Consider the following 24,371-nt stretch of genomic DNA (forward strand, 5'->3'; position numbering starts at 1 on the left):
ACAAGCACATCTTTATAGGAATGAATATCTCTCTTTAAAAGGGAATGGCTTGAAATCCCATTCTACACACAACATATTAATATAGTTATGAGGAACCTTCGATGGACTGAAAAGTTCTCAACCTATGCAAAACACCAAAACAGCATAAACATTCCCTTTCGAACTCCTAAAAATAAAAGAATATCCAAAAAACTAATGAAGAAAATACTATGAAAATACCACGAAAAATGCCTATAGAACATGAACGTGTTTCAGAAATCAGTACAGAGGTAACGCCTGTCTTACAAGGTGGTAAACTCGAAAGAGAGGTAAGAAAAAACAAACGGAAAAATAAACAGCAATAAAATCTTTGTATTCCTTATTTTTGCGTTCCTCAATTTTATGACGATGAGACCATTGTATTTATACAACTGGAGTACATTATGTTCAAAAGTGTGTCAATGAGAAGAACTTTATAAAAAGTCTCAACACAACTTCTACCTAAGCGCATTGTTTCTCCACATTGCACATGAAAGAACGAGGAAAGCACGCAGTATATTCCTTTGTGCTGTGGAGCTCTTTTTCAATATTTAGTAAACGCAGGGAAAGACGTAGAATAAAAAGAAAAAGTTGTCGAATTCTTTTTATTCATTTTGGGAGAGATATTCAAACATGTTGCTATGAAATCACTTGTTCTTTCAATCCTGGTTGGCGTGGTAATGAAGCTTTTTGGGTGAACGCCTTATGATTTTGTGCAAGCAATAATGGAATTTTTTAAATTTCCATGGAAAACAGGATTTATAACTTTTATAAACTTCTTCCATATGACCATGATGAGAGCAGTCATTGTTTTACCTATTTTTCTTTTTTCACGCATTTTCCGCAAAAATAAATGCCTTAGAGTTTTCCTTCCACTAATCTTTTCGAAAAATCAAACGATATAAAAAGCCTGTACTAACAGCCACAAATACTGCAATAATACCATACAGGAAACTATGCTTATGAGCACCAAAGAAAATTGTATAAGCAATATGTGCTTTTACAATTTCAAGAGTCGTGGTCGCACTATCAATAAATTGTCCATCGCGAAAAAGATAAGCACGAGCCTGATAATGTCCAACAGGAATATTTGCCGGTAACCGAAAATGCGCTGTAAAAAGTGAGCCAGAACCAAAACGAACACCGCCCACTTCCTCGTTATAAAGTTTTTTGGCCTTTTGCAATTTTATAAGTTCATCACGAAAGATTTGTATTTTCTCCTGATCTTGTTCATCCGACTGTAGCAACAAATAGGATAATCCTAAGCCTAAGCGTTTATAATTTTCAGCGCTGGTAATGTCATCAATCGCACGCGTTGTTACCATTGAATAAAAGAGAGGAACATTTTTAAAAATCAGAGAGTCTGCATTAATCCAAATTCCAGCATTACGTTTTTTTTTGCGCATAATCATCGAACGCGTTTGCCCTTCCAAGCTCACAACAATATCATAACGGTTCTGTCGAGAATATAACGGATCTAAAACGCCGGCAATATAAAGATCACAACCATCGAAATGTGTATCAACCGTAATCCTATTCGTTGTTAAGATAATTTGGATAGTTTCGTGATCAACTTGATCAATGAAAGAAGCTTTTGCGCTAACATATGGCCTTATAGGAAAAGAGATGACATAAAAACAGCTTGCAATGATGCATAAAGAAAATAATTTACCCATTTTTATCTCATCAGAATATCGAGAGAGAAAAGATTATCAGGGCGTACAAATAATTGAAAAGCAAGACGCATACATACAATTAACACCAAACATGCAAGCGCCATACGTAATTGTTCAGCCTTTAATTTCCGTCCAGCACTTGTTCCATATTGCGCACCAATACTTCCCCCAAGCATCAGCAAAAAAGCCAAAACAATATCAACTGACTGATTGCTCACACTTTGCAAAATTGTCGTAAAAGAGGAGACAAATGTAATCTGAAAAAGTGAAGTTCCAATCACAACACTAGTTGGGACACGCAAAAGGTAAATCAATGCTGGTATCATGAAGAATCCTCCACCGATTCCCATAATAGAAGACAACAATCCAACAATTAAACCAATCCCTAAAACTGGAATAATGCTGACATAGATCATTGATGTCCGAAAACGCATTTTTAACGGCAACCGATGAATCCAATTGTGTCTACCAGCAAGACAAATATTGACTTTTTGTGCCTTGCGCTGACGCAGCATCTCGCGCCAACTCTCAATAATCATCAAACTTCCCACACTTCCAAGAAGAATTACATAAAGAAGCGAAATCATTAAATCTAATTGCCCCAATTTTTTCAAAACAGAAAAAATCTGAATCCCGACTAAAGAACCAATCCCCCCTCCAATCGCTAAAAGAATACCAAGTTTGATATCAAGAGTACGTCTTCTAAAATGTGTAATCGCCCCCGTCACAGAGGAGGCAATCATCTGATTAGCCCCTGTTCCAACAGCAATAGCAGGAGGAATATTATAGAAAATCAATAAAGGCGTGATAAGAAAACCACCCCCAATTCCAAAAAGACCTGAAAAAAAACCACCAACCACTCCCATACCAATCAAGATCAGCATGTTGAGCGAGATTTCAGCAATTGGTAAATAAATACTCACTTACAGAACCTTCAAGACAATATGAGGTTTTTTAGCTAATTTGAGAACCCTTCTCCAACAATCTTTATTGTGTGTTTAAAAGAACAATTTTAGATGCCATACATGCCTTTGCAAAATCGAATTGCACACACCATGTCTATTAATCTAATATCATAAAATTAAAAATGAGCTGCTCTTAGAAAGCATAACGTTACTGCTGCCATAAATGCAATGGTTAAAAAACAAAGAAGCAATTTTTTAACAGGATAACGTAAAAAAAAGAAAGTGTCCCCAGATTTCACATCTAAAGAAGGAGATTCTACCTTTAAGGAAGGAGTATACTGATCCTTCACGATAGAACGACCAGATGCTTGAACATCAGAACGCCTCTCTTCCATTACAAAACTCCCCACAAGCCCGTTGACCTCTTTTAAAGAAGGCTCCACACTATCAGCATTTACAAGCAAAGAGCTTCTATCACCTTGTTGCAATACATTTACAGCATTTGTTTGAATTGGAGTTATACTGTTTTGTCCGGAAAAACCTGTTACCTCTTGGCACGAAGAACGTTCTTGGTTTCCCTCACATGCCATCTGAGCAAGGTGCTGCACAACAGAATCAAGCGATTTTGAATCAGAAACACGCCGTGTAACCGTTGCTTCTTCTAAGCTTTTCTTTTCGCTCTGCAAACTCTGAACAAGCATTATAATCTGCTCTAGAGACTCAAAAAGCTTTTTTTCTTTTTGGCGACGTACATAATACTCAGCCAAAATCGCCCGACTAATGTCATCCAAATAAGATTTAAAATTTTCTTCCAAAGAACTGCGCGATATCAAATGATGAGGCGAATACTTCATCTCCATTTGTGTGTGAACAGAGCGTAGTTTCTTAGCGATATCTGACATCGTTACTTCAGCAGATGCACCCATGTTCTCTTTCTGCTCAACAACAAAAGAAAAAGGTTTATCATGCCTAACCTGCTTTGTAATATAATTCTTCGTTTTCACAAACGCTACCCCTAATTGTATTCACAAATGTTACGCCGTATTAATCTTCTGCAAAGAATCACACAAATGAATGGGAAGTGTGTTCTATTTTAGTAAATAGAGCTTTAAAAACTTCCAAAAACATTTTCCAGAAATAGTTTGAAAGAGTGATATTTGATTTTCCTGCTCTCAAGATTTGAATTGAAAAATTATTTCTCTATTTTTGCTTTTTTTACTCTTTTTTCATTACATTAAAAACCTATTAACCCATTATAAACTGAGCATGTGCAACTAAAAAAGGATATCTTCATTTTACTATTCGTCTAGCATTTATCATTTTGTGCTCCTATTCTTTCAAATCCTTATTCGTAATTTCTTTTTTACAAACTCTGATAATCACATTCGCTTGAAATGATTGCACATTGATTTTTTCTTCAAGCGAAGAAAGCAAATTAAAGCACAAAAGACAGCAAAACCGTAAATTGGAAACAACGATAAAAGCATACAAGTAAACATAAGAAAGCTTATATAATGAGAAAACTAATTATTAAGTGAGATTCAGTTCTAAATAATTTTGTTTCTTGTGGTTATTACTATAAACTTGTGATCATACAAACAAAGAGGATCATTATGAAGATAATCGTCGCTGTTAAACATGTTGTTGATTATAACATCAAAATACGCGTCAAACCCGATAACACAGGCGTTAATCTGTCCCATGTAAAAATGTCCATGAACCCTTTTGACGAAATTGCCGTAGAGGAAGCAATCCGCCAAAAAGAATCCGGCAAAATTTCAGAAGTCGTTCTTGTTTCAATTGGACCAGAAGCAGCACAAGAAACCTTACGAACAGGGCTTGCAATGGGTGCAGATCGTGCGCTCCTTGTAACAACGCAAGAAACACTCGAACCTTTAGCAATTGCTAAAATTCTCAAGGTCATTGTTCACGAAGAACAACCAGATATGGTTTTTTTAGGCAAACAAACTATTGATGATGAGAGCAATCAAACCGGACAAATGTTAGCTGCCCTTCTTGGTTGGGGACAAGCGACTTTTGCCTCAAGCCTGGACATAGAAAATGGGCACGCTATAGTTATCCGAGAAGTAGATAACGGCACACAAACCCTTTCCCTTCCTCTTCCCATAGTTATGACCGCTGATCTAAGGTTAAACGAACCACGTTATACTTCTCTCCCCAATATCATAAAAGCGAAAAAGAAACCCATTGAACAAAGAGCTCTTGCCGATCTTGGTACAGAGACACGAGCACGCTTAACAGTCTTACTTGTTGAAGAACCGAAACCCCGTCGAGCTGGTGTTAAAGTAGCTAATGTAGCAGAACTTATCAGCGCATTAAAACAAACAAATTGCATTTAATATTCGATAACCAATGGATCAAAAGCAACACTGCATAAAAAGGTAAAAACTTATGGCAATTCTTTTATTGGCCGAACATAATACAGAAGAAACTGCAAAAGCACTCACCGCTGCTCGCGCAATCAGCAACGATATCGATATTTTGGTTTGTGGAAAAAATGTTCAAGTGATCGCTGAAAACAGCGCCAACCTTGCTGGCGTACGGCAAGTTCTTGTCGCTGAAGCTGATCATTTAGCACACCAATTGGCTGAACCTGTAGCGGATACAATCATTAAACAAGCGAATGATTATGATGTGTTCATAGCGGCATCCACCAGCACCGGGAAAAATGTGATGCCGCGCGTGGCTGCTCTTCTTGATCTTATGCAAATTTCAGACATTATCGCCGTTATTGCACCCGATACCTTTAAACGAGCAATTTATGCAGGAAATGCAATTGAAACTGTACGCACCAATGATCGTCAAAAGGTTATAACAGTCCGCACAGCCTCTTTCACACCAACCCTCTCCCAAAATAATGCTGCTCCCATTAAAACAATAACACCAGCCCCAAACCCAAAGCTTTCTTCTTTCGTAAAAGCAGAAACCAACAAAAGCAATCGCCCTCATATTACCTCAGCCCGTGTTATTGTATCAGGCGGACGCGGTCTTGGTTCACAAGAACAATTTATGACGCTCCTTCTGCCTCTTGCAAACAAACTAGAAGCTGCTTTGGGCGCCAGCCGCGCAGCAGTTGAAGCAGGTTATGCCCCCAATGATTGGCAAATTGGACAAACAGGAAAAGTTGTTGCCCCTGAGCTCTATATCGCCGTTGGTATTTCCGGTGCAATCCAGCATTTAGCCGGTATAATGGATGCACAAATTATTGTAGCCATCAATAAAGATGAAGAAGCCCCCATCATGCAAATTGCTGATTACGCCCTTGTAGGCGATCTTCACCAAATTATCCCTGAATTAGAGAAAGCTTTATAAGTTATGAATGAAACTCTGTATCAACGCGAAAGCATAGAGTTTGACATAGTGATTGTGGGAGCAGGACCTGCAGGACTTTCTGCCGCAATTCGTCTAAAACAGATTAATCCCGAATTATCTGTTACAATCGTTGAAAAAGGTAGCGAAGTCGGTGCTCATATTCTGTCCGGTGCAGTTGTTGATCCCATCGGCATTGATACACTTTTACCAGAATGGAGAAACGAACCCGATCATCCCTTCAAAACGCCCGTCACCAGTGACCAATTTTTTTCGCTAACGCCGAAGCAGGCTAAAATATTTCCCAATGTTTTTCGCCCAAAAATTTTATCAAATGACGGTTGCTATATCGTTTCGCTTGGCGATGTCTGCCGCTGGCTAAGTAAAAAAGCCGAAGCACTCGGTGTTGAAATCTATCCTGGATTTGCTGCATCGGATACCATCCAAAACGATAACGGAGCTATTATTGGTATTCTCACAGGTGATATGGGTCTTGAAAAAGATGGAATTCCTGGAAAAAATTATATGCCTGGTATGGCCTTACTGGCGAAATACACACTCATCGCGGAAGGAGCACGGGGCTCAATTGCAAAACAACTGATACAAAAGTTTAATCTTAGCCAAAACCGTGAACCACAAAAATTTGGTCTAGGTCTCAAAGAGCTTTGGGAAGTCGATCCCCAAAAACACAACCTTGGTTTAGTTCAACATTTTACCGGCTGGCCATTAGACGATAATACTGGCGGTGGAGGTTTTCTTTATCATCAGGAAAAAAATTTAATTTCTGTCGGTTTCGTTGTGCACTTAGATTATAAAAATCCTTATCTCTCTCCCTTCGAAGAATTTCAACGTTTTAAAACACATCCTAAACTTTATGAGATCTTCAAAGGTGCAAAACGCCTTTCCTATGGTGCACGCGCTATCAGCGAAGGTGGTTGGCAATCTGTACCAAAACTCACCTTTCCCGGTGGTGCGCTTATCGGCTGTTCTGCCGGATTTGTCAATGTCCCCCGGATCAAAGGATCACACAATGCCATCTTATCCGGCATATTGGCAGCTGATAAAATCGCTAAAGCTCTTGCTCAAGGTCGCGCCCATGATGAAATCAATGAAATCGAAGAACATTGGCGAAAAGGTCCGATTGGCAAAGATCTGTATAAGGCACGCAATGCCAAACCACTCTGGGCAAAATATGGTACAAAATGCGGGATTAAGCTTGCTGGCTTTGATATGTGGTGGCAACAATTATTCGGATTTTCCTTATTTAAAACGCTCTCTCATGGAAAAGTAGATTATGCATGTCTTGAACCAGCAGAAAAATTTCAACCCATTGCTTACCCAAAACCAGATGGTGTTGTAACCTTTGACCGACTTTCCAGTGTTGCCCTTTCCAATACGCATCATGAAGAAAATCAACCTTGCCATTTAAAAATAGCCTCACTTGAAAAACAAAAAGATTCTGAATATGCAATTTACGCAGGACCTTCCGTACGCTATTGCCCTGCTGCTGTCTACGAATGGCTAGACCATAATGATCATGAAACTTATGTTATCAACGCTTCAAACTGCATCCATTGTAAAACGTGCGATATCAAAGATCCTAATCAAAATATCAATTGGACCTGTCCGCAAGGCAACGAAGGACCACTTTATCCAAATATGTAATCATTGTTCATTTCACTAAAATTGCAGTCTATAAAACCCAATCAATGACGGTGCTTTCTTAGACCAAAATCTCATTCCCACACCATCAATACATACAATTCTTTAACACAATGAAACGCTCTTTACACTATAACCATCATAAAATACGAGATTTCGGATACCTCATTCTCTAAGCTAGAAAAAAAATTGAAGCAGAAACCACGAATCCCATAAAAGAAGAAGTTTTTTATCCCAATCACAAGGAGATGCGTCTTAACTATTTAATTTTATTAAATAAAATTTCGATAAGGTAACACTCTTTGTAAAAATGTTCACCATTCTTCTGCGTTGTTTTCTTATTTGAACGAAAAGGAAGGACAGGAATGCTGTTTTGCTTTCTTATGCGTTTTCTATTGTATCTCTGAACAAAACCTTTATCAGCGATAATTTATGTATTCTCCCTCCTTCAATAAGCGAAGCTGCTCGGATAAATGCATTTCAGTCTCCTGTCGTTAAGAAGAAAACGGAAAACTTGGCCAAGGCATCTTACAGCATAACTCTGCAGATAACTCTTCCTTGTGCTTTTTGCCAACACTGCCTTCTTATACTAATCTTCTCCATAACCTGCTGTACAATTTACAGTTCGCAGCATAGGGATAAACCTTGACAAAGATGGCATGATCCTCACAGCGTCACCACCATAACCTGTAAGTCCTTGGGTAAGCTCTGCCAAAACATCTGCCTACCGCCTTTCTTACACCAAAATTCACAAGCTTTATCGATAGATGCTATTCCACTTACCACCGTTAAGCGAATCCTACACCTCTGATCCGAAAGATATGAGTGTGCCCAGCAGACAATTTTGCTAAACCTTGTTCACGCAAGGATAAAAAAACGCGCAAATATGCCTCTCTTTCAGATCAAAAAAGACAAAATATTGATCAAGCATTTTCATTTGTAAATGAAGTATTCATTTTTTGCAAAGTGGTCTCAAGAGCCGTTGTTAAAGCACTTCTTCCCCCTTGACGCGAAAAACAGTTTGACAAAAGCTCATTTGTTCCGCCCTTCGTTGAAAACTCTTTCTCAAGCAGTGCAAAATCAAGAGACGTTGAACAATCAGTTTTTGTAATTTTGCGCATTTCATCAGTAAGATTTCCAAACATCATGGCAAGAAAATCTGCCGACTGCTGTTTTTTTAACCCCTTTGTTACAAACCATTGATGTGCTGTTTTTATAAAATTAAAATAAACCCCCATGAGTGAGCCGGCAGTCATAAAAAGATTAAATTGATCTTCCACTTCCAGCACCAATGTGCCGCCCAACGCATCAAATAAATTGCGTAAAAATGGATGATCTGGATAAATTGGCGTCAAATTTTTGCATTCTGCCACAAAAGGAAGCGGAACAGCACGATAAACCTTATGATTGATCCACTTTTCGATCTCTGCTGCTTTTGCCATAGCAAGCACGGAAATGACAAGCTGCTCTGGACGAAAACGAAGAGGACGCAGAACCTCTTCTGCAATTTGATTAGGCAAGCAAAGAAACACACAATCACTAACATCCAGCAACGCTTGGTTGTTTTCAGCAATCCTAACCTTATTATAATTGTGCGAAAGGCGCGCTGCTATTTGCGCATTGCGTGGTGAAATGATAATGGAAGAAACATCAAAAACGCTCATCATTAAGCCATCAACCATTGAAGCACTGATTTTACCAGTTCCCAAAAAGCCAATTTTCATTTCTACTCCTCGCTCTCACATTTTTAAACGAAGCTCAAACAGCACTTCATGCATTTTAACTAACATAAACACTAATTGAAGAAGCAACACATAATATAGCAAAAATAATTAATCCCAAATAGATTTTGGGCTTATCAAAGAGAACTGCAAACGCAGAAAACCAACCAGCGCTAGCTGCCGTTAATGCAAATAAAAAACCCGGTTTATTCATGAGCACGATATGCATTGCCATTAAACCACCAATAATCAGCGCCCCAAAAACAATCAATAAGCCAGTTGCAAACTTCTCATAATCATCCATCTTTTGCTCCTCATCCTTGCTCAAACTGTCACGCACTTTGGTTTACCCCATATGCTCATAAAAACGAAATATTTTTCATTTACCATGGTTAAAACGCTATACAAACTCTTATTTATCAGACGTAAAAAATGCGGGAATATGCTGCGGCAAACGCCACGGCAAAATCGCGATCAAGTCAAAGCGTACATCTAAAAGAGCACGATCTTTTTGCCGTGCTAACCAAATATCGGCTGCTGCCTCAATGCGCCTCTCATTCATCCGGGAAACCGCAGCCATTGCTTCAGCCAATGTTGAACGTGCTTTTACCTCAACGATTAAAACAAGATTTCCACGCCGTGCAATTAAATCAATTTCACCACATTTTGTTTTAAAACGAATTTCAGCAATGTGAAACCATTTAAACCGCAACCACCAAGCAGCCCATTTTTCTGCACGAACACCTCGATGAAAAGACTTTTGCCTGCGCTCTTTTTTCATAGGCTCAAGAATCCTTTAAAGTTTCACGCATCTTTTAAAAAATTCAACCGTTGAAAAAGTTCTTGCTTTTTTAAGCCAGTCTTTTTTGCAGCCAAAGCTGCCACTTTAGCAGCAGAATGTGTATGCGCCAATTCTAATAACAATTCATCCACTTCTTGATCGCTCATCACTTCCAAAGGGGCAAGTTTTTGCCCAACAAGCACAACAATTTCCCCATAAATATGTAACTGTTTCCTATAGCTTTTTAACAAATCTCCTAAATTGGAAACATCTATTGTTTCAAACTTTTTTGTTAACTCACGACAAATTGCAGCAGGACAATCAGCTGAAAAAAGAGAGACCATATCCTGTAAAGTCTCGACAAGACGATGCGGCGATTCATAAAAAACCAAAGTTGCGGGAATGGCTTTTAATTGTTCCAACCGCTTCTGGCGCTGTGCCTTGCGCGCACTCAAAAAACCCGCAAAGAAAAAACTATCGGTAGGAAGCCCTGTCGTCACAAGAGCGGCTAAAAGAGCTGATGCACCAGGAATCGGAACGATTTTATAACCGGCTTTACGAGCTGCTTCTACCAGTCTAAAGCCGGGATCAGAAATCAGTGGTGTCCCCGCATCTGATACAAGTGCTACAGTTTTATTTTCTGACAAAGCCGCTAATAACTTCGGCCCCGCTTTTTGTGCATTATGTTCATGATAAAGAAAAGTTTTTTTCTGAATACCATAGCGTTCCAACAAAATACGGGTCACCCGCGTATCCTCGCAGGCCAAAATATCAACTCCTGCAAGCACTTGCAAAGCACGAAGAGTGATATCTGCAAGATTTCCGATAGGTGTTGCCACAAGATAAAGCGCTGGTTCTAGGAGGGGTGCAGAATAAGCATGAGCACCTATAAAATATGCTTTTTCACGCATGCCTTTCTTTCATGTTCAAGTAATCTCTCTCCATTAACTCTCACCAATCATACTCATAAGCCATGTTTGCCAAAATTTTTTTCACAGGACGCACCACAACAAAATGACTTTCTCCAGCATCTTGATTACCATTATTGTTTCCAGCAAAGTGAATTTCCTATATTATAAATGTTTTATCAACCTCAATAACCTTCCATAAAGCCTCTGCCTCAAAGGACAAAACAATAATTTCGCCTCTTTCTCTATCTTACGCTTACTCCACCCCTAAAGCGAGATTTTTCAGATCATCCTTATAACCCACATTTCCAAACCAACCGCATCCATCTGCAGCAAAATTGTCACCCCAAGTAAATCTCTCATTTTAGCAACGAAACAACTGCTTGTGCTTGCATTATTTTTGAAAAAGCAGGAAACTTCAGCATGAAAATACTTGATCTTACAAGATTCTCCAAAACCTTCGCAAGAGAGTATGATCAATACCCAAAAATCTCATATCAAAAAACGCTTTTTTAGTACCTGAATGAGGCACCGTTTATTTTATGAACACATAAAAATATATTGATATTTTCTTTGATGCATCGTTTTAAAAACTATCTTTTGGGCAACCTTTTAAGTTTATACGATCTTGCTTAAATTGTTCTCATTTTCTCCATATTTTTTTTTGACGTGAATAGCCAATATTTCTTTTTTTCTCCACCTCACTGCTTTATCTATACAGTTCGGAAAACACTCCCTAAGTCACCCAATTGCATGATCAATTTTTCGTTTATTCAACCTTTTGGAATATCTCATCCAACAATGAAGCGCTCAAACATTGAAATCACCAACAAAACAACTCTTTATGTTTTAAATTATCGTCTCTTAACAAATTCTACTAAAAAAACATAAATTTTTAAAAGAATTTATTTTTTACTTGATCAATAATCGCACGACAAAGCTTCGCATGCTCCCCACCGGGCTTAGCCACCAAGAGAGGTACACCGTCATCTGAAGAAGAGCGCAAAGCTGCATCAAGCGGCACCTCTGCCAAGAAAGGTAAAGCTCTACGTTCTGCTTCTGCACGCGCGCCGCCATAGCCAAAAATATCGTAGCGTTTTCCCGTATCAGGAGCAATAAAATAACTCATATTCTCAATGAGCCCTAAAATGGGAACATCGACTTTCATGAACATTTCTATCGCTTTACGAGCATCAACTAAGGCAAGATCCTGAGGGGTAGAAATAACCAGTGCACCGGTCAACTGTACTTGTTGAGCAAGCGTCAATTGCGCATCCCCTGTCCCCGGGGGCATATCAACTACCAAAACGTCCAAAGGCCCCCATAAAACATCTCTCAGCAATTGCGTTACAGCGGCCATCACCATGGGACCACGCCATACCACCGGCTTTTCTTCCTCGACTAAAAATCCCATCGACATTAATTTAAGGCCAAATTTTTCAAGAGGTTGAAGCTTTTTCCCGCCAATAAGCTGTGCCTTTTGGTTAACAAGTCCTGTCAAACGTGGCAAAGATGGACCATAGACATCCGCATCCATCAAACCCGTTTTGAAACCAGAATCGTGTAAAGCTAAAGCAATATTTATCGCCATTGTAGATTTGCCAACCCCCCCTTTTCCAGAAGCAACTGCAACCACGTGCCGCACACCTTCTATCGGCATTTTCACAGGCAATCCATTTGCTCTCCGTTTTGACCCTACGTCTCTATGCGCCTGAGAAGCCACCTTCATTTTTTTTTCTGCCGTAAGTGTGACCACAACAGATTCAACCCCCTCCATAGCACTCACCACTTTCTCAGCCGCACGACGCAACGATTCCCATTCCTGCACACGTCCATCAGGAACTGTAATGGAAAAGAAAACCTTGCCATGAGCAATCAATATTTCTGAAAGAAGCCCTAACGAGACAATATCACTTTCAACATTCAGTCCTTTGACTTTACGTAACGCGTTGCGGATAGCCTCCCTTGTAATAGAATCCATGTTCTTTTCTCTCTATACAAATGCCAGCGAACACAGTAGCAATAAGGACAAAAAACACTAAGGCTCATCACCTGAAATTTCCCACTTTATGAGAATTATAAAGTGTAAATATTTTATACCTCATCTCTTTAGTTAAAATACGAAATCATTCTCAAATAAAAAACCGCAAACGTGAAATCTGATCTAAAACCCCATCAAACATGTTTGTCGTACAATCGAATGTTTCTCTATAAGATTGGGCAAACTTTTTAAGCAGCCAACAGCAAGTTACACGTCTTTCTTTACCCCTTCAACGCCTTGCTCGTTCATTTGCGAGACAGAAGAGATGACTGTCAACTCAGTCATTGCAACCAATCATTATTTTCCTTAAACTTTAAAGTATCACAAACAAAATGAATATCCATCATGAAATTTTGTGTATTTTTCAAGAGAGAGAAAAATAATCGAAGATTGACTTTTTTTATGTTTTTCCTTATGGGTTAGCAATCTTATGATAGGATCAGATTTTTCATATAGCACAGAATTGCTCATAGAGCTAAGAAGGGCCGCACTCCGCGGTATTTAAATAAATGAAACGTACTTACCAACCCTCTAAACTTGTCCGTAAACGCCGACATGGATTTCGTGCACGCATGGCAACAGCTGGTGGACGTAAAGTCATTGCTGCAAGGCGTGCTCGTGGACGTAAGCGGTTATCCGCTTAAATATTTAAATTTTCACAACAGTTAAACAGTACGCATCATTTCTTCGTTGTGAAGCTTTTGTTATAAACCTCTGATGCCTGCTTTTCAGGCATTTAGCAAAATTGCGAAACGCATTTATGAAGAGAAAACATCCCTGCCGCATTCGCAAGAGAGCGGATTTTTTGGCTGTACGTACAGGAGAAAAACGACGTGGTCCCTTATTTTTGCTCGAAGTTAAATCTCGTGAACAAACAGCAGGAATAAAATCTCCTCTTGTTGCACGTGTAGGCTTCACTGTCACACGTAAAAATGGCAATGCTGTCAAACGCAATCGTATCAAAAGACGTCTGCGTGAAGCAGTGAGGGTTGGTTTAACAGACGACATAGAAGCAGGAACAGATTACGTCATTGTAGCACATTCTGATGCGCTTCATGCACCTTTTACATTTTTGATCAGTGAATTAAGCCGGCGGATAAAGCCAAAAACAAAACACCAGAAACGGCAACAGGATAATATGAATGGAATATAACCGTAATTTCTTTATCGCTATTGGATTGTCTTTTGGAGTGCTTATTGCATGGCATTTTTTTTATGTTGCTCCTAAGCAGGCTCAATTACAACAAAAACGATTAATTGCACAACAATTATCAAAACAACAGTCAACACTTTCTACTTCCACTCCATATTTTTCTGACAATGCATCAATAACACATGAATCAGCTTCTATAATCACTCATCCAATTACCCCTGAAATTCGCAATGAGGCGTTAGCTAAAACAAACCGTATTGCCATAAAAACCGATGAACTTGAAGGTTCCATTAATCTTGTTGGCGCACAATTCGATGATCTTTTACTTAAAAAATATCGCCTGACAGTCGATAAAAAATCACCGGAAATTGCTTTACTAAACCCTAAAGGATTTACAACAACTTATCTTGCTGAATTTGGTTTCACAAGTTCATCCTTGTCAGCAAAGGCATTGCCACAATCCGATACACAATGGCAAATAGAAGGAAACAATACAACACTAACCCCTTCAACCCCCGTCACTTTAATTTACAATAACGGACAAGGGCAAATCTTCCGCCGCACCCTTTCGGTCGATAATCACTACATGTTTACCATTGAGGATTCTATCAAAAATGAGAGTGATAAACCGATATATCTTTCATCCTATGCTCGCGTTGCCCGTGCAGCTCCGCCAGAACATACAAATGCAACCTATTTGCTCCATGAAGGCATGATAGGTATTGCAGGTGATTCACTCAAAACAGAAAAATACAAAACCTTAGCAGAGCTTAATCCGAATCCCGATAATAGCCAGAAAAGTATAACTTTCTCCAAAAACATCGGCGGTTGGATTGGTATTACTGATAAATATTGGGCTGTGGCGGTTATTCCTCCACAAGATAAAGAATATACAAGCCGGTTTATTTATTTTGATCGCCTGAATACGCATTATCAATCTGACTTGCTGGGTTCGCTTTTAACGGTTGCCCCAAATGAAACGAAAATCGTTACAAACCGTCTTTTTGCCGGTGCCAAACAAGTTGAAATCATTAATCACTATCAAAATGACCTGAAAATTAAGAAATTTGCTCTTTTAATCGATTGGGGTTGGTTTGATTTCATCACTAAACCAATGTTCTCCCTCATTGACACTCTTTATAAGCAAACAGGCAATTTTGGTATCGCCATTCTTCTCGTCACAGTGCTCCTGAAAACGCTTCTCTTCCCGTTGGCAAATAAGTCTTACAAATCTATGGCACGCATGAAGCTTATACAACCGATGTTGCTGGAAATAAAAGAAAAATATCCAGATGACCGAACAAAACAACAACAAGCAATAATAGAACTGTATAAAACCCAAAAAATCAATCCTCTTGCAGGCTGCTGGCCCATGCTGATCCAATTTCCAATATTCTTTGCTCTTTATAAAGTTCTGTATATCACCATCGAAATGCGGCATGCACCTTTCTTTGGCTGGATTCAAGATTTAGCAGCACCCGATCCGACTTCTCTTTTTAATCTGTTTGGTCTTTTACCGTACACAGTTCCAACGTTTCTTATGCTTGGTGCATGGCCTTTAATTATGGGGATAACAATGTTTTTACAAATGCGTATGAATCCCGCTCCCCAAGACCAAACGCAAGCTATGATCTTCGCGTGGATGCCTGTCATTTTTACCTTTATGCTGGCTTCCTTTCCTGTTGGTCTTGTCATCTATTGGGCATGGAACAATATATTGTCGATACTTCAACAAAGTATCCTGATGAAACGTCAAGGTGTTAAAATTGAGCTTTTTGATAATCTTAAAGCCATGTGGTGGAAATCACCAAAAAAAGAAGCACATAAATGACAAAATATTCTTCACTTTCTGGAATTTTTTCTCGCAAGTGGATTTTCATTCGTGGTATTCCTACAATCCGTTTTCTTCCACCTGAAGGACCACCAGAGATTGCGTTTGCAGGACGTTCCAATGTTGGAAAATCATCCTTGATAAACGCGCTTGTCCAACAAAAAGGCTTGGCACGCACCTCGAATACACCAGGCCGTACTCAGGAACTTAATTACTTCGTACCCGATGGTTTCAGTGGGGAACCAGGAAATCTCCCTCCTATAGCACTCGTAGATATGCCAGGTTATGGCTTTGCTGAAGCTCCTAAAAATCTGGTTGATGCGTGGACACATCTGATTTTTAGCTACTTACGAGGTCGCACAACACTGAAACGTGTTTATGTCTTGATTGATTCACGTCATGGAATCAAAAAGAACGATGGAGATGTTCTCGATCTGCTTGATAAAGCAGCCGTCTCTTATCAGATTGTTTTGACCAAAAGTGATAAAACCAAATCGAACGAGCTTGCAAAATTAATAATGATCACAAAAACAAAGCTTCTCAAACATCCAGCAGCTTATCCTGAACTTCTCGTGACATCTTCAGAAAAAGCATTAGGTTTGGAAGAACTGCGGGCTGCCATTTTACAAGCGATTGCAGTGTAGAACATATTCCTGTTATTAAGAGTTTATTAAGCATAATTGCTTGCAGCTGCTAATAATCTTGTACTTCCAGTAAAGAAATTTTATAAAAATCCAAAAATCCTTATTACTTGAAAGAATTCTTATCAACTCTATTTGCTAATGTAGACTATGTTGACACTTTTTCATTCTCCTCTCTCTTCTGCCTCCCGCTTTATACGCCTTATTCTTGGCGAATATAGTATAAACACTCAGCTGATTGAAGAACATGAATGGGCAAGAAGACATGAATTTCTTGCACTTAATCCAGCTGGAAATGTCCCTGTTCTTCTTGTTGAACAGGAAGTTCCATTATCAGGAGCTATTGTTATCTACGAATATTTAGATGAAACACATGGGAGTTTGCGACAAGAGAATAAATTCTTTCCGGAAAATCCTTTAGACCGTGCTGAAGTTCGCCGTCTGAACGACTGGTTTTTAAATAAATTTGAAAATGAAGCTACACGCCATATTGTACGAGAACGAATTTATAAACGTGAAATGCCACTAGCCGTTGGCGGTGGCGCCCCCAATTCACAAATTTTACGCAATGCACGTGCCAACATTCTACCGCATATGAACTATCTCAATTGGCTTTGTACATCTCGTGACTGGTTAGTCGGCTCTAAATTATCCTATGCGGATCTAGCAGCCGCAGCTCTTATTTCTGTACTTGATTTTCTGGGAGAAATTGATTGGGAGCAATCCTCAGCAGCCAAAGACTGGTATATGCGGATCAAATCACGACCTTCTTTTCGCTCTCTTTTAACAGATCGTATCCGAGGAATTGTGGCGAGTCCTCATTATGCAGATCTTGACTTCTAAGCATCTCTCCCCAATAAAGAAGATATTTTTCATTACAAGCTTATATAAGCCGGCAATTGGTTCACATAACTAAAGAGATAAATTTTCTCCTATAGAGAAAAAGAACCGTTAGAAAGAAGAAAAGAATTTGCCTATACTTTTAAAAGGGTAAAGTATCAGAAGGAGACAAATATGCGCCTTACAGTCGTTGGTGCTAACGGAAAAATGGGACGCGAGCTCATTACAGCTATCCAGCGTAGAGAAGATGTAGAGCTTTGTACCGTGCTTGTAAGAAAAGGATCACCTTTTGTAGATAAAGATGCCAGTCTATTGACTGGTTCAGACTTTCTTAACATTCGCATCACGGATGATCCGGAAAATGCTTTTTCTAACACAGAAGGTATTTTAGATTTTTCTCAGCCACAAGCTAGTCTTCTCTATGCCAACTATGCTGCCCAAAAAAGTCTGGTCCATATTATTGGCACAACAGGATTTAGTAAAATAGAAGAAGAAAAAATTGCAGATTTTGCGAAAGATACAACTATTGTCAAATCTGGAAATATGAGCCTTGGAGTCAATCTTTTAGCTAGCCTTGTAAAGAAAGCAGCCAAAGCATTAGAAGTGGATGATTTTGATATTGAGATTTACGAGATGCATCACTCCGGCAAAGTTGATGCCCCTTCTGGAACAGCTCTTCTTCTTGGACAAGCAGCAGCCGAAGGTCGCAATGTTATGCTTAAAAATGTGAGCGTCAACGCCCGCAACGGCTATACAGGTGAACGTGAAAAAGGCACTATTGGCTTTTCCTGTTCACGAGGTGGAACAGTTGTTGGCGACCACAGTGTCACTTTTGCAGGCCCAAATGAACGCATTGTTCTTTCACACGTAGCGCAAGACCGCTCTATTTTCGCTAATGGCGCATTAAAAGCAGCTTTATGGGCAAAGAACCATGAAAATGGTCTTTATTCAATGCTCGACGTTCTAGGACTTAAAGATGAATTTTAAACAATCAATGTAATCTAGGAAATTCATAATGGGACGCACACTTGTATTAATCCGTCATGGACAAAGTGAATGGAATATCAAAAATCTTTTTACCGGTTGGAAAGACCCCGGTTTGACAGAAAAAGGCCATGCAGAAGCAATAACAGCAGGAAAAAATCTCAAAGCAGCTGGTTTAAAATTTGATATTGCTTATACATCTGCCTTACAGCGTGCACAAAAAACAGCTCAGCACATTTTAAAACAAATGGGACAATCAGATTTGCCATTGATAAAAAACTCGGCATTGAATGAACGTGATTATGGTGATCTCTCTGGGCTAAATAAAGATGAAGTACGTCAACAATGGGGAGAACAACAAGTGCAAATATGGCGTCGCTCCTACGCTGTTGCGCCCCCTAATGGAGAAAGCCTACGCGATACTGGTGCACGTGTTTGGCCCTACTATCTTTACCATATTCAACCTCATATTTTGCGTTCTCAAACTGTTTTGATTGCAGCACATGGTAATTCTCTTCGTGCTCTTATTATGGCACTTGAAGGTCTAAATAGTGAAGAAATTATATCTCAAGAATTAACAACTGGCATTCCTCTTATTTATACATTTAATTCCGATTCAACAATTTCATCAAAGACCATTATCACACCCTAAATTTCTAAAAACGTAGTGGACACAAGGAGTTCAATCCAATAGTTTTAAGCTGAAGAATAAATTCTATAATTTTATTGACAGAGCTGCTTCTCAAGCTTAGATCAATTGAATTTTAAGCCCAGATGGCGGAATTGGTAGACGCGCAGGTTTCAGGTACCTGTGCCGTAAGGCGTGGAGGTTCGAGTCCTCTTTTGGGCACCATGTTCTTTTTTATGTATAACTTATTGATTTTATATATCTTTCTTAAGGTGAGAGATGCGTAAATAAAGGCTCAGGAATAGAATTTTCTAACATACCTTTATAGTCTATTTTAAATCAAGACTGCTTTTCGAGCTATTTTTTTTAGCCACTCTAAACATCCAAAGTGTTTGCACTTTAAAAAATCAAAACTTTTGAAACTCTCTTGTAGCACATCACAAGCCTTACGACTCAAAACAAACATGCCTTGGATCTCTTTGAAAATGTATGCCATTTTAACAAAATCGTAAGAAGCAATTTAACTTTCTGGCAATCATTGTTTAATCCAATAGAGTTGCATCTTAAACAATAAGAAAACTACTGTTCAAAATTTATCCTGCAAGAGATGTGCTTTAAACACGTTAAATTCGTCACCCACGCAAATAAAACTTAATGGCAAAATTCGACAGCAAATCGATATCTCCAATATGAGAGAAATATCAAAACGATCCAGTGAATACTTCCGGGGCACATCATTTGAATTTTATGAGAGTTAACCAACTAAGCACCATAGAAGATAAGCCTACCAAAAACAAATTTCACTGATTCTTTTAATACAAAAAATAATCTTTAACGTAGAATATTTTCTTTGTTCTAAAATTGTCTTCATGAATTTTTTTTATAAAAATATTCACTTTACATCATAAAAGTGCATTTCCAGTATTATTTTTGCCATAGGCTTTCTCTTCTGTCACAGACGTAGCAAATAGCGAAAACATAGAGACTGTGAGGGGTGTTATGGATCATATAGGTTTTAACTGATAATGAAGAATTCTTTTCCCTGAAATTGCTTTTCAGGGAAAAGTTGATTTGATCAGTCAGTGTAGAAGAACAATGGAATAGCAATATATTTTGGGAAAATACACCCGTGTTCTCATTCGTAAAAATGATGTGATTTTTGATGCGGGCGTAAAGCAGTTTATTATCAATGATCGAATACATTGGGAGACTTTGGTCCTTATCGCAGCACAGTGGATCGAGAAAAAGGCGCTAGAAGAAGCTTATAATCGCTACCGTCAACTATGCTAAAAGAAGACTTTAACTATGCGTTTGACTTTTTTTCTAATCACTTTCTTGTTTTAACCGAAACATAGGACAATATCCTCAATGATCGATATTTCAGAAGTCATCTCCATTATCAAAGTTATGGTATGGAGCCTGAAGCCGTTCAGCATACCCTTTCACAAAAAAGTAGTAGTCATTTTAGGATGTGGCGGAATTGGTAATCATTTGTCAGCGATACTCGCATCCTCTGGCATAGGGAAATTAATTCTTGGTCTACAATGATGTAATCGAGATGACAAACCTTACCATACCAATCCTTTTTACTGAACAAGATGTAGGAGCTACTTAAAACAACCATTCTTCGGCGTAAATTGATACGGAGAAACAGTGAAAGTGAAATGAGTGAATTACAAAATGTCGGTTACTACCAAAGAAGATACAACAAATTGCTCAAAGCCGATTTGTGAATCATTTCTGCGGATTCACCTAAGCAGCTGCTGATACCATGGATAAACAAATGGTGTGTAAAAAATAAACAAGCCTATATAAATTCCGGCCATGTCAATGATATCGCTGTCTTCAGTTCCTTTTATATCCCTAGGCAAACTAGGCTATGCATGCAGCACATCCGTAGGATATCTCTCTAAAAAAGCGATCATTTCATTTACGAAGCCTGAGCTGCTATCAATAAATAACTTCAAAGTTGCAACATTTCCTCCTGTGAACACTCTTTCAGCGTCCATGTCTGCCAATGATGCCCTTAAATTTTTAGGTGGTTATGGCAATCTGCTTTTCACTGACCGCCATGTGGGTATATAAAGTAGCAAACTTTTCATGGAATAGCGTTCTTTAAAAAAGAATCCTCGCTGTAAAGTCTGTAGAACATAACAATGAACAAACCACGCACTCTCGCTCTCACTTATGGAGCTTATATGTGCAGTACAGATGCTGATTGGTGTTTATTTACTATGCAATTTTTTTTTAATGTCTATAGAATTAGCCTGGAAAAATTGGCTCTTGCTTCAAATCGCCTTTTCATTCACCATCCTGCTTCTTGATTTTCTCTGTGCTATTCTGTCTGACAGATATCGGCGTAAATACTCTTTTATGGCTAGCGTCTTTATGATAGGAAAGTTTTATCTTCTATGCCTTCAAACCACCCAATATAACGATACTTAATTATTGCTTATTGCACAAATTCTCTATGCAAATGAGAACTTTCCTCATTGTGAACGCCATCGTGGATGGATTTATCATTCTCTAGGCAATAAACAGAATCGCTTTTTGCATTATGCACATTTCTATCACCAGATAAATTCTTTCAGTAGCATTATAAGCGGTATTGTAGGAATTGGTTAGAATACAATTCAACCTTAGAATGTAAAAAGAATATCTCTCAAGAAACAGAGTGTCCCATTGAGACAAGAAAAGACATAAAGAAATATTATCAATAATGGAATCATGGATTTATGAAAATGTTTGGATTAACGTTCTTTTGTACATGAGCTTGCATTATGATGCTGCTGTTTGAAGCAGCTGGAAAGATGTAACAGATCATATCATTCACTTAAAACAGAAAAGAGCCAATTTAAAACAGATGTTTTTCTGCCAATTTTTCTAAACTAGCAGAAAAACGTGCTGCTATGCAGGCGCTACGGTTTCGCAAATGAAAACACTCTTTGGCTGCATCAAAGACAGCAGGGTATTGTTTTATACCCAAACAGTTGATAAAAACGACTAACAATAGGAGCAATCAAAAAAATTTCAAAAAAGTTAGGGATAGATAGAAAAATAACCTAAAGAAATCAAAATTCCCGAACTTTTATACAAGTTATTTTTTTACTGAAAATGGCGGAGAGGAAGAGATTCGAACTCTCGAGAGCCTTTTGAGCCCTACTCCCTTAGCAGGGGAGCGCCTTCGACCACTCGGCCACCTCTCCAAGGGCGGTGAATAAACGGTCTCAACATAAAGTTCAAGTCATTTTCGATTTTTTTTAAAAATATCTGAGATTTTTCTTTTTCATTGATCCAATCAGATAAAAAATTAACAAATGAAAAATTATGATTTTTTCATCACATTTCCCTGAATAGTAGTATAAATATCCTTTAAAAAGACAATTTGGTATTTGTATATTTAAAAAAGAACAGTATGGCTAGAATCATAAGTATCATGTATTTCACTCTTTCCTGTCTGTAATGAGTTGAGTAAATAATGTTCCCTAAGAGGGATAAATTATCTTTTCACTGGAGATCGATTATGAACGTTAAGTCCATCTTTTTAAGCTCTACAGTAGCTTTTTTAGCAATTTCTGAAACACAAGCAGCTTCAAAAGCGGTTGCAGAACCAGAACCTGTGAAATATGTTCGCGTTTGCGATGCATATGGCAAAGGATATTTTTATATCCCTGGCACAGAAACCTGTATCCGTGTTTCAGGAAATATCCGTGCTGATTTTCTAGGTGGTGATAATATCGATGCAACAACCAATAGCCAATTAACTAATAAAAAGAAAACCTATGGCGCATCATCACGGCTAACCCTAGTTTTCCAAGCTGCTTCTGAAACAGAAATGGGAACACTTCGTTCATATGCACGGATCTTCTCAAGCTGGAGTAATGGTAAAGACAAAGATGGTGCAAAACTCGCGGCTGCCTACATTGAACTTGGTGGTTTTCGTATAGGTCTTGACGATACAATTTTTAACAGTTGGACTGGAGGTTATGGAAATGTTATCAATGATGACAGCATAGCACCAGCAGGCAATATACGCACCAATTTTATTTCTTATACCTTTAGTGGTGATACTGGATTCTCGGCTATCATTGGAGCTGAATTAGGCAATGCCACAGGTCCCGATACTAAAGACATTAAATACTATTACATCGATAAAGATGGTAAAATTGCTAACGTTTCTAACGATAGCCTTCCAAGTAAAGGGATAAAAAATTACACTCCCAATCTGGTTTTTGGTGTAAAATTTATGCAACAATGGGGTGGCTTTTCAACAGTTGCTGCATATGATGCTTACTACAAAAAATGGGCTGGTAAAGCACGTTTAGATTTTAATATCAATGATCGTGTAAACCTATGGGTAATGGGTGGTTATAAAAATAACGTTGATTACTACACAGCAGACGAAGACAATACACTATCACGACAAAATACAACGATTTACGCAAACTGGGGCAGCAAATGGGCTGCTTGGGCTGGTACAACTTATAAACTCAATCAAAAAGTAAATTTGAACGCTCAAGTTTCTTATAGTGCTGCCAAGACCTTTGCAACTTCTGTAAATATTGCATACACGCCGATTCCAGGCTTCATAATTACACCTGAATTGACTTATATCTCTTGGAAAGATAATCGCACTTTCAGAGGCGTGGACAATAATACAATATATAGTCATGCTTTGAATGGAAAAAGTGCCTTGCAAGGTATGATCCGCTTCCAGCGTTCATTTTAATCCTTTTGATGAGACTTTTAAAAAAAACTGGCGATCCATGTTGCCAGTTTTTCTTTTTAAAGCCATCTATGAGGGTCACAACAATATTACATCAAATTTATCTGCAGCTATCTTTGATAAAAAAACTGCTTACTTTGCAAAAACACTCCAAAGAAATGAATCAGATGAGTGCTGATAAGCATATTTGATAAGCTTTGAACACTTGTTTCAAATAACGCAGATTTTGATCATCAAAAAATTTATTATAAAAATTGTGCAAATGTCCTCGGAAACAAGTTTGAATATATCAATCTAAAGTGTGGTAAAAATAAATCATAAAAATGTTTATCAGTAAAAATGAAAATGTTAAAATAAATAATGGAATTCTTTGTAAGTTTTAATAACTTTTTTGTACATAAAAACATTCACTCAAAAGCACGAGTAATGTATATTTTTAAAGTTTTGAAAACATTGCATTTCTGTTTCTTGGCAGTGTATATCTCTTGCTTGTTTGCTTATTTCAACTATTGTTGAACTTTGCCTC

General features: G+C 38.3%; 21 protein-coding genes and 2 tRNA genes. 14 read left to right on the plus strand and 9 right to left on the minus strand.

Going from position 1 to position 24,371, the window contains the following annotated elements; genetic code table 11:
• Window positions 1-209: 209 nt before the first annotated feature.
• The gene (locus tag MF1_RS07045; protein WP_260480038.1) at window positions 210-344 is read left to right on the plus strand and encodes a hypothetical protein; all 135 of its coding nucleotides are present in this window, start codon (window positions 210-212) and stop codon (window positions 342-344) included.
• A gap of 549 nt (window positions 345-893) precedes the next feature.
• Here MF1_RS07045 and MF1_RS04735 read toward each other — a convergent pair.
• The 3 genes from MF1_RS04735 to MF1_RS04745 form a co-directional block, all read right to left on the minus strand.
• Window positions 894-1,694, minus strand: coding sequence for a TIGR02186 family protein (locus MF1_RS04735; protein ID WP_014924337.1), 801 nt, complete (start codon window positions 1,692-1,694; stop codon window positions 894-896).
• A 2-nt stretch (window positions 1,695-1,696) separates the two neighbouring features.
• Window positions 1,697-2,617 (minus strand): sulfite exporter TauE/SafE family protein, encoded by a 921-nt coding sequence (locus MF1_RS04740; protein WP_011179666.1) that lies wholly within the window; start codon window positions 2,615-2,617, stop codon window positions 1,697-1,699.
• Window positions 2,618-2,775: 158 nt separating this feature from the next.
• Complete coding sequence (locus MF1_RS04745; RefSeq protein ID WP_161510589.1) at window positions 2,776-3,603, minus strand: hypothetical protein; 828 nt, start codon at window positions 3,601-3,603, stop codon at window positions 2,776-2,778.
• 609 nt (window positions 3,604-4,212) lie between these two features.
• Between MF1_RS04745 and MF1_RS04750 the strand changes: the two genes are divergently transcribed.
• Genes MF1_RS04750 through MF1_RS04760 form a run of 3 tightly spaced genes read left to right on the plus strand, consistent with a single transcriptional unit; the run spans window position 4,213 to window position 7,594 of the window.
• A complete protein-coding gene (locus tag MF1_RS04750) occupies window positions 4,213-4,959 on the plus strand; it encodes an electron transfer flavoprotein subunit beta/FixA family protein (RefSeq protein WP_014924340.1) in 747 nt (248 codons plus the stop codon).
• Window positions 4,960-5,011: 52 nt separating this feature from the next.
• The gene (locus MF1_RS04755; protein ID WP_161510590.1) at window positions 5,012-5,932 is read left to right on the plus strand and encodes an electron transfer flavoprotein subunit alpha/FixB family protein; all 921 of its coding nucleotides are present in this window, start codon (window positions 5,012-5,014) and stop codon (window positions 5,930-5,932) included.
• Window positions 5,933-5,935: 3 nt separating this feature from the next.
• Window positions 5,936-7,594 carry an electron transfer flavoprotein-ubiquinone oxidoreductase gene (locus MF1_RS04760; protein WP_042995435.1) on the plus strand — a complete coding sequence of 553 codons (1,659 nt, stop codon included), beginning with the start codon at window positions 5,936-5,938 and terminating at the stop codon, window positions 7,592-7,594.
• Window positions 7,595-8,514: 920 nt separating this feature from the next.
• On the opposite strand, the gene MF1_RS04765 is transcribed toward MF1_RS04760, so the two are convergent.
• From MF1_RS04765 to MF1_RS04785, 5 genes are all read right to left on the minus strand, one after another.
• A complete protein-coding gene (locus MF1_RS04765) occupies window positions 8,515-9,315 on the minus strand; it encodes a pyrroline-5-carboxylate reductase (RefSeq protein ID WP_034450525.1) in 801 nt (266 codons plus the stop codon).
• A 55-nt stretch (window positions 9,316-9,370) separates the two neighbouring features.
• Window positions 9,371-9,616, minus strand: a complete 246-nt coding sequence (locus MF1_RS04770; protein WP_011179672.1) for a hypothetical protein — start codon at window positions 9,614-9,616, stop codon at window positions 9,371-9,373.
• A 108-nt stretch (window positions 9,617-9,724) separates the two neighbouring features.
• Window positions 9,725-10,093 carry a YraN family protein gene (locus tag MF1_RS04775; RefSeq protein ID WP_011179673.1) on the minus strand — a complete coding sequence of 123 codons (369 nt, stop codon included), beginning with the start codon at window positions 10,091-10,093 and terminating at the stop codon, window positions 9,725-9,727.
• Window positions 10,094-10,116: 23 nt separating this feature from the next.
• Window positions 10,117-11,004 (minus strand): 16S rRNA (cytidine(1402)-2'-O)-methyltransferase, encoded by an 888-nt coding sequence (rsmI, locus tag MF1_RS04780; RefSeq protein WP_014924345.1) that lies wholly within the window; start codon window positions 11,002-11,004, stop codon window positions 10,117-10,119.
• An 892-nt stretch (window positions 11,005-11,896) separates the two neighbouring features.
• Window positions 11,897-12,982, minus strand: a complete 1,086-nt coding sequence (locus MF1_RS04785) for an Mrp/NBP35 family ATP-binding protein (RefSeq protein ID WP_014924346.1) — start codon at window positions 12,980-12,982, stop codon at window positions 11,897-11,899.
• A 569-nt stretch (window positions 12,983-13,551) separates the two neighbouring features.
• Between MF1_RS04785 and rpmH the strand changes: the two genes are divergently transcribed.
• The 9 genes from rpmH (at window position 13,552) to MF1_RS06930 (ending at window position 20,409) form a co-directional block, all read left to right on the plus strand.
• Window positions 13,552-13,686, plus strand: a complete 135-nt coding sequence (gene rpmH, locus MF1_RS04790; protein WP_005864709.1) for a 50S ribosomal protein L34 — start codon at window positions 13,552-13,554, stop codon at window positions 13,684-13,686.
• 116 nt (window positions 13,687-13,802) lie between these two features.
• On the plus strand, window positions 13,803-14,195 hold the full coding sequence (rnpA, locus tag MF1_RS04795; RefSeq protein ID WP_014924347.1) for a ribonuclease P protein component: 393 nt from the start codon (window positions 13,803-13,805) through the stop codon (window positions 14,193-14,195).
• Window positions 14,185-16,026: a membrane protein insertase YidC gene (gene yidC, locus MF1_RS04800; RefSeq protein WP_042995436.1), complete on the plus strand. Its 1,842-nt coding sequence runs from the start codon at window positions 14,185-14,187 to the stop codon at window positions 16,024-16,026. The genes rnpA and yidC overlap by 11 nt, the downstream gene beginning before the upstream one ends.
• Window positions 16,023-16,670 carry a ribosome biogenesis GTP-binding protein YihA/YsxC gene (yihA, locus tag MF1_RS04805; RefSeq protein WP_014924349.1) on the plus strand — a complete coding sequence of 216 codons (648 nt, stop codon included), beginning with the start codon at window positions 16,023-16,025 and terminating at the stop codon, window positions 16,668-16,670. The genes yidC and yihA overlap by 4 nt, the downstream gene beginning before the upstream one ends.
• 147 nt (window positions 16,671-16,817) lie before the next feature.
• Window positions 16,818-17,510: a glutathione S-transferase family protein gene (locus MF1_RS04810; RefSeq protein WP_011179679.1), complete on the plus strand. Its 693-nt coding sequence runs from the start codon at window positions 16,818-16,820 to the stop codon at window positions 17,508-17,510.
• A gap of 171 nt (window positions 17,511-17,681) precedes the next feature.
• Window positions 17,682-18,494, plus strand: a complete 813-nt coding sequence (gene dapB / locus MF1_RS04815) for a 4-hydroxy-tetrahydrodipicolinate reductase (RefSeq protein ID WP_161510591.1) — start codon at window positions 17,682-17,684, stop codon at window positions 18,492-18,494.
• A 28-nt stretch (window positions 18,495-18,522) separates the two neighbouring features.
• Window positions 18,523-19,143: a 2,3-bisphosphoglycerate-dependent phosphoglycerate mutase gene (locus MF1_RS04820; RefSeq protein WP_161510592.1), complete on the plus strand. Its 621-nt coding sequence runs from the start codon at window positions 18,523-18,525 to the stop codon at window positions 19,141-19,143.
• Between the two features lie 116 nt (window positions 19,144-19,259).
• A tRNA-Leu gene (locus MF1_RS04825) sits at window positions 19,260-19,344 on the plus strand.
• Between the two features lie 888 nt (window positions 19,345-20,232).
• Window positions 20,233-20,409 carry a hypothetical protein gene (locus tag MF1_RS06930; RefSeq protein ID WP_240532094.1) on the plus strand — a complete coding sequence of 59 codons (177 nt, stop codon included), beginning with the start codon at window positions 20,233-20,235 and terminating at the stop codon, window positions 20,407-20,409.
• Window positions 20,410-22,234: 1,825 nt separating this feature from the next.
• Here the strand turns inward: MF1_RS06930 and MF1_RS04835 are convergent.
• Window positions 22,235-22,325, minus strand: a tRNA-Ser gene (locus MF1_RS04835).
• A 317-nt stretch (window positions 22,326-22,642) separates the two neighbouring features.
• On the opposite strand from MF1_RS04835, the gene MF1_RS04840 reads away from it, so the two are divergent.
• A complete protein-coding gene (locus tag MF1_RS04840; protein WP_161510593.1) occupies window positions 22,643-23,848 on the plus strand; it encodes a porin in 1,206 nt (401 codons plus the stop codon).
• The last annotated feature ends 523 nt before the right edge of the window (window positions 23,849-24,371 follow it).

This window comes from Bartonella quintana (assembly GCF_009936175.1).
Classification (GTDB): domain Bacteria; phylum Pseudomonadota; class Alphaproteobacteria; order Rhizobiales; family Rhizobiaceae; genus Bartonella; species Bartonella quintana.

Bases quoted from the DNA above. Each gene is read 5' to 3' on its own strand.
- MF1_RS04770 (WP_011179672.1), bottom strand. From the start codon at position 9,616: ATGGATGATTATGAGAAGTTTGCAACTGGCTTATTGATTGTTTTTGGG.
- MF1_RS04820 (WP_161510592.1), top strand. From the start codon at position 18,523: ATGGGACGCACACTTGTATTAATCCGTCATGGACAAAGTGAATGGAAT.
- rpmH (WP_005864709.1), top strand. From the start codon at position 13,552: ATGAAACGTACTTACCAACCCTCTAAACTTGTCCGTAAACGCCGACAT.
- MF1_RS04750 (WP_014924340.1), top strand. From the start codon at position 4,213: ATGAAGATAATCGTCGCTGTTAAACATGTTGTTGATTATAACATCAAA.
- MF1_RS04765 (WP_034450525.1), bottom strand. From the start codon at position 9,315: ATGAAAATTGGCTTTTTGGGAACTGGTAAAATCAGTGCTTCAATGGTT.
- rnpA (WP_014924347.1), top strand. From the start codon at position 13,803: ATGAAGAGAAAACATCCCTGCCGCATTCGCAAGAGAGCGGATTTTTTG.
- MF1_RS04810 (WP_011179679.1), top strand. From the start codon at position 16,818: ATGTTGACACTTTTTCATTCTCCTCTCTCTTCTGCCTCCCGCTTTATA.
- yihA (WP_014924349.1), top strand. From the start codon at position 16,023: ATGACAAAATATTCTTCACTTTCTGGAATTTTTTCTCGCAAGTGGATT.
- dapB (WP_161510591.1), top strand. From the start codon at position 17,682: ATGCGCCTTACAGTCGTTGGTGCTAACGGAAAAATGGGACGCGAGCTC.
- MF1_RS04735 (WP_014924337.1), bottom strand. From the start codon at position 1,694: ATGGGTAAATTATTTTCTTTATGCATCATTGCAAGCTGTTTTTATGTC.
- MF1_RS04840 (WP_161510593.1), top strand. From the start codon at position 22,643: ATGAACGTTAAGTCCATCTTTTTAAGCTCTACAGTAGCTTTTTTAGCA.
- yidC (WP_042995436.1), top strand. From the start codon at position 14,185: ATGGAATATAACCGTAATTTCTTTATCGCTATTGGATTGTCTTTTGGA.
- MF1_RS04755 (WP_161510590.1), top strand. From the start codon at position 5,012: ATGGCAATTCTTTTATTGGCCGAACATAATACAGAAGAAACTGCAAAA.
- rsmI (WP_014924345.1), bottom strand. From the start codon at position 11,004: ATGCGTGAAAAAGCATATTTTATAGGTGCTCATGCTTATTCTGCACCC.
- MF1_RS04760 (WP_042995435.1), top strand. From the start codon at position 5,936: ATGAATGAAACTCTGTATCAACGCGAAAGCATAGAGTTTGACATAGTG.
- MF1_RS07045 (WP_260480038.1), top strand. From the start codon at position 210: ATGAAAATACCACGAAAAATGCCTATAGAACATGAACGTGTTTCAGAA.
- MF1_RS04775 (WP_011179673.1), bottom strand. From the start codon at position 10,093: ATGAAAAAAGAGCGCAGGCAAAAGTCTTTTCATCGAGGTGTTCGTGCA.
- MF1_RS04785 (WP_014924346.1), bottom strand. From the start codon at position 12,982: ATGGATTCTATTACAAGGGAGGCTATCCGCAACGCGTTACGTAAAGTC.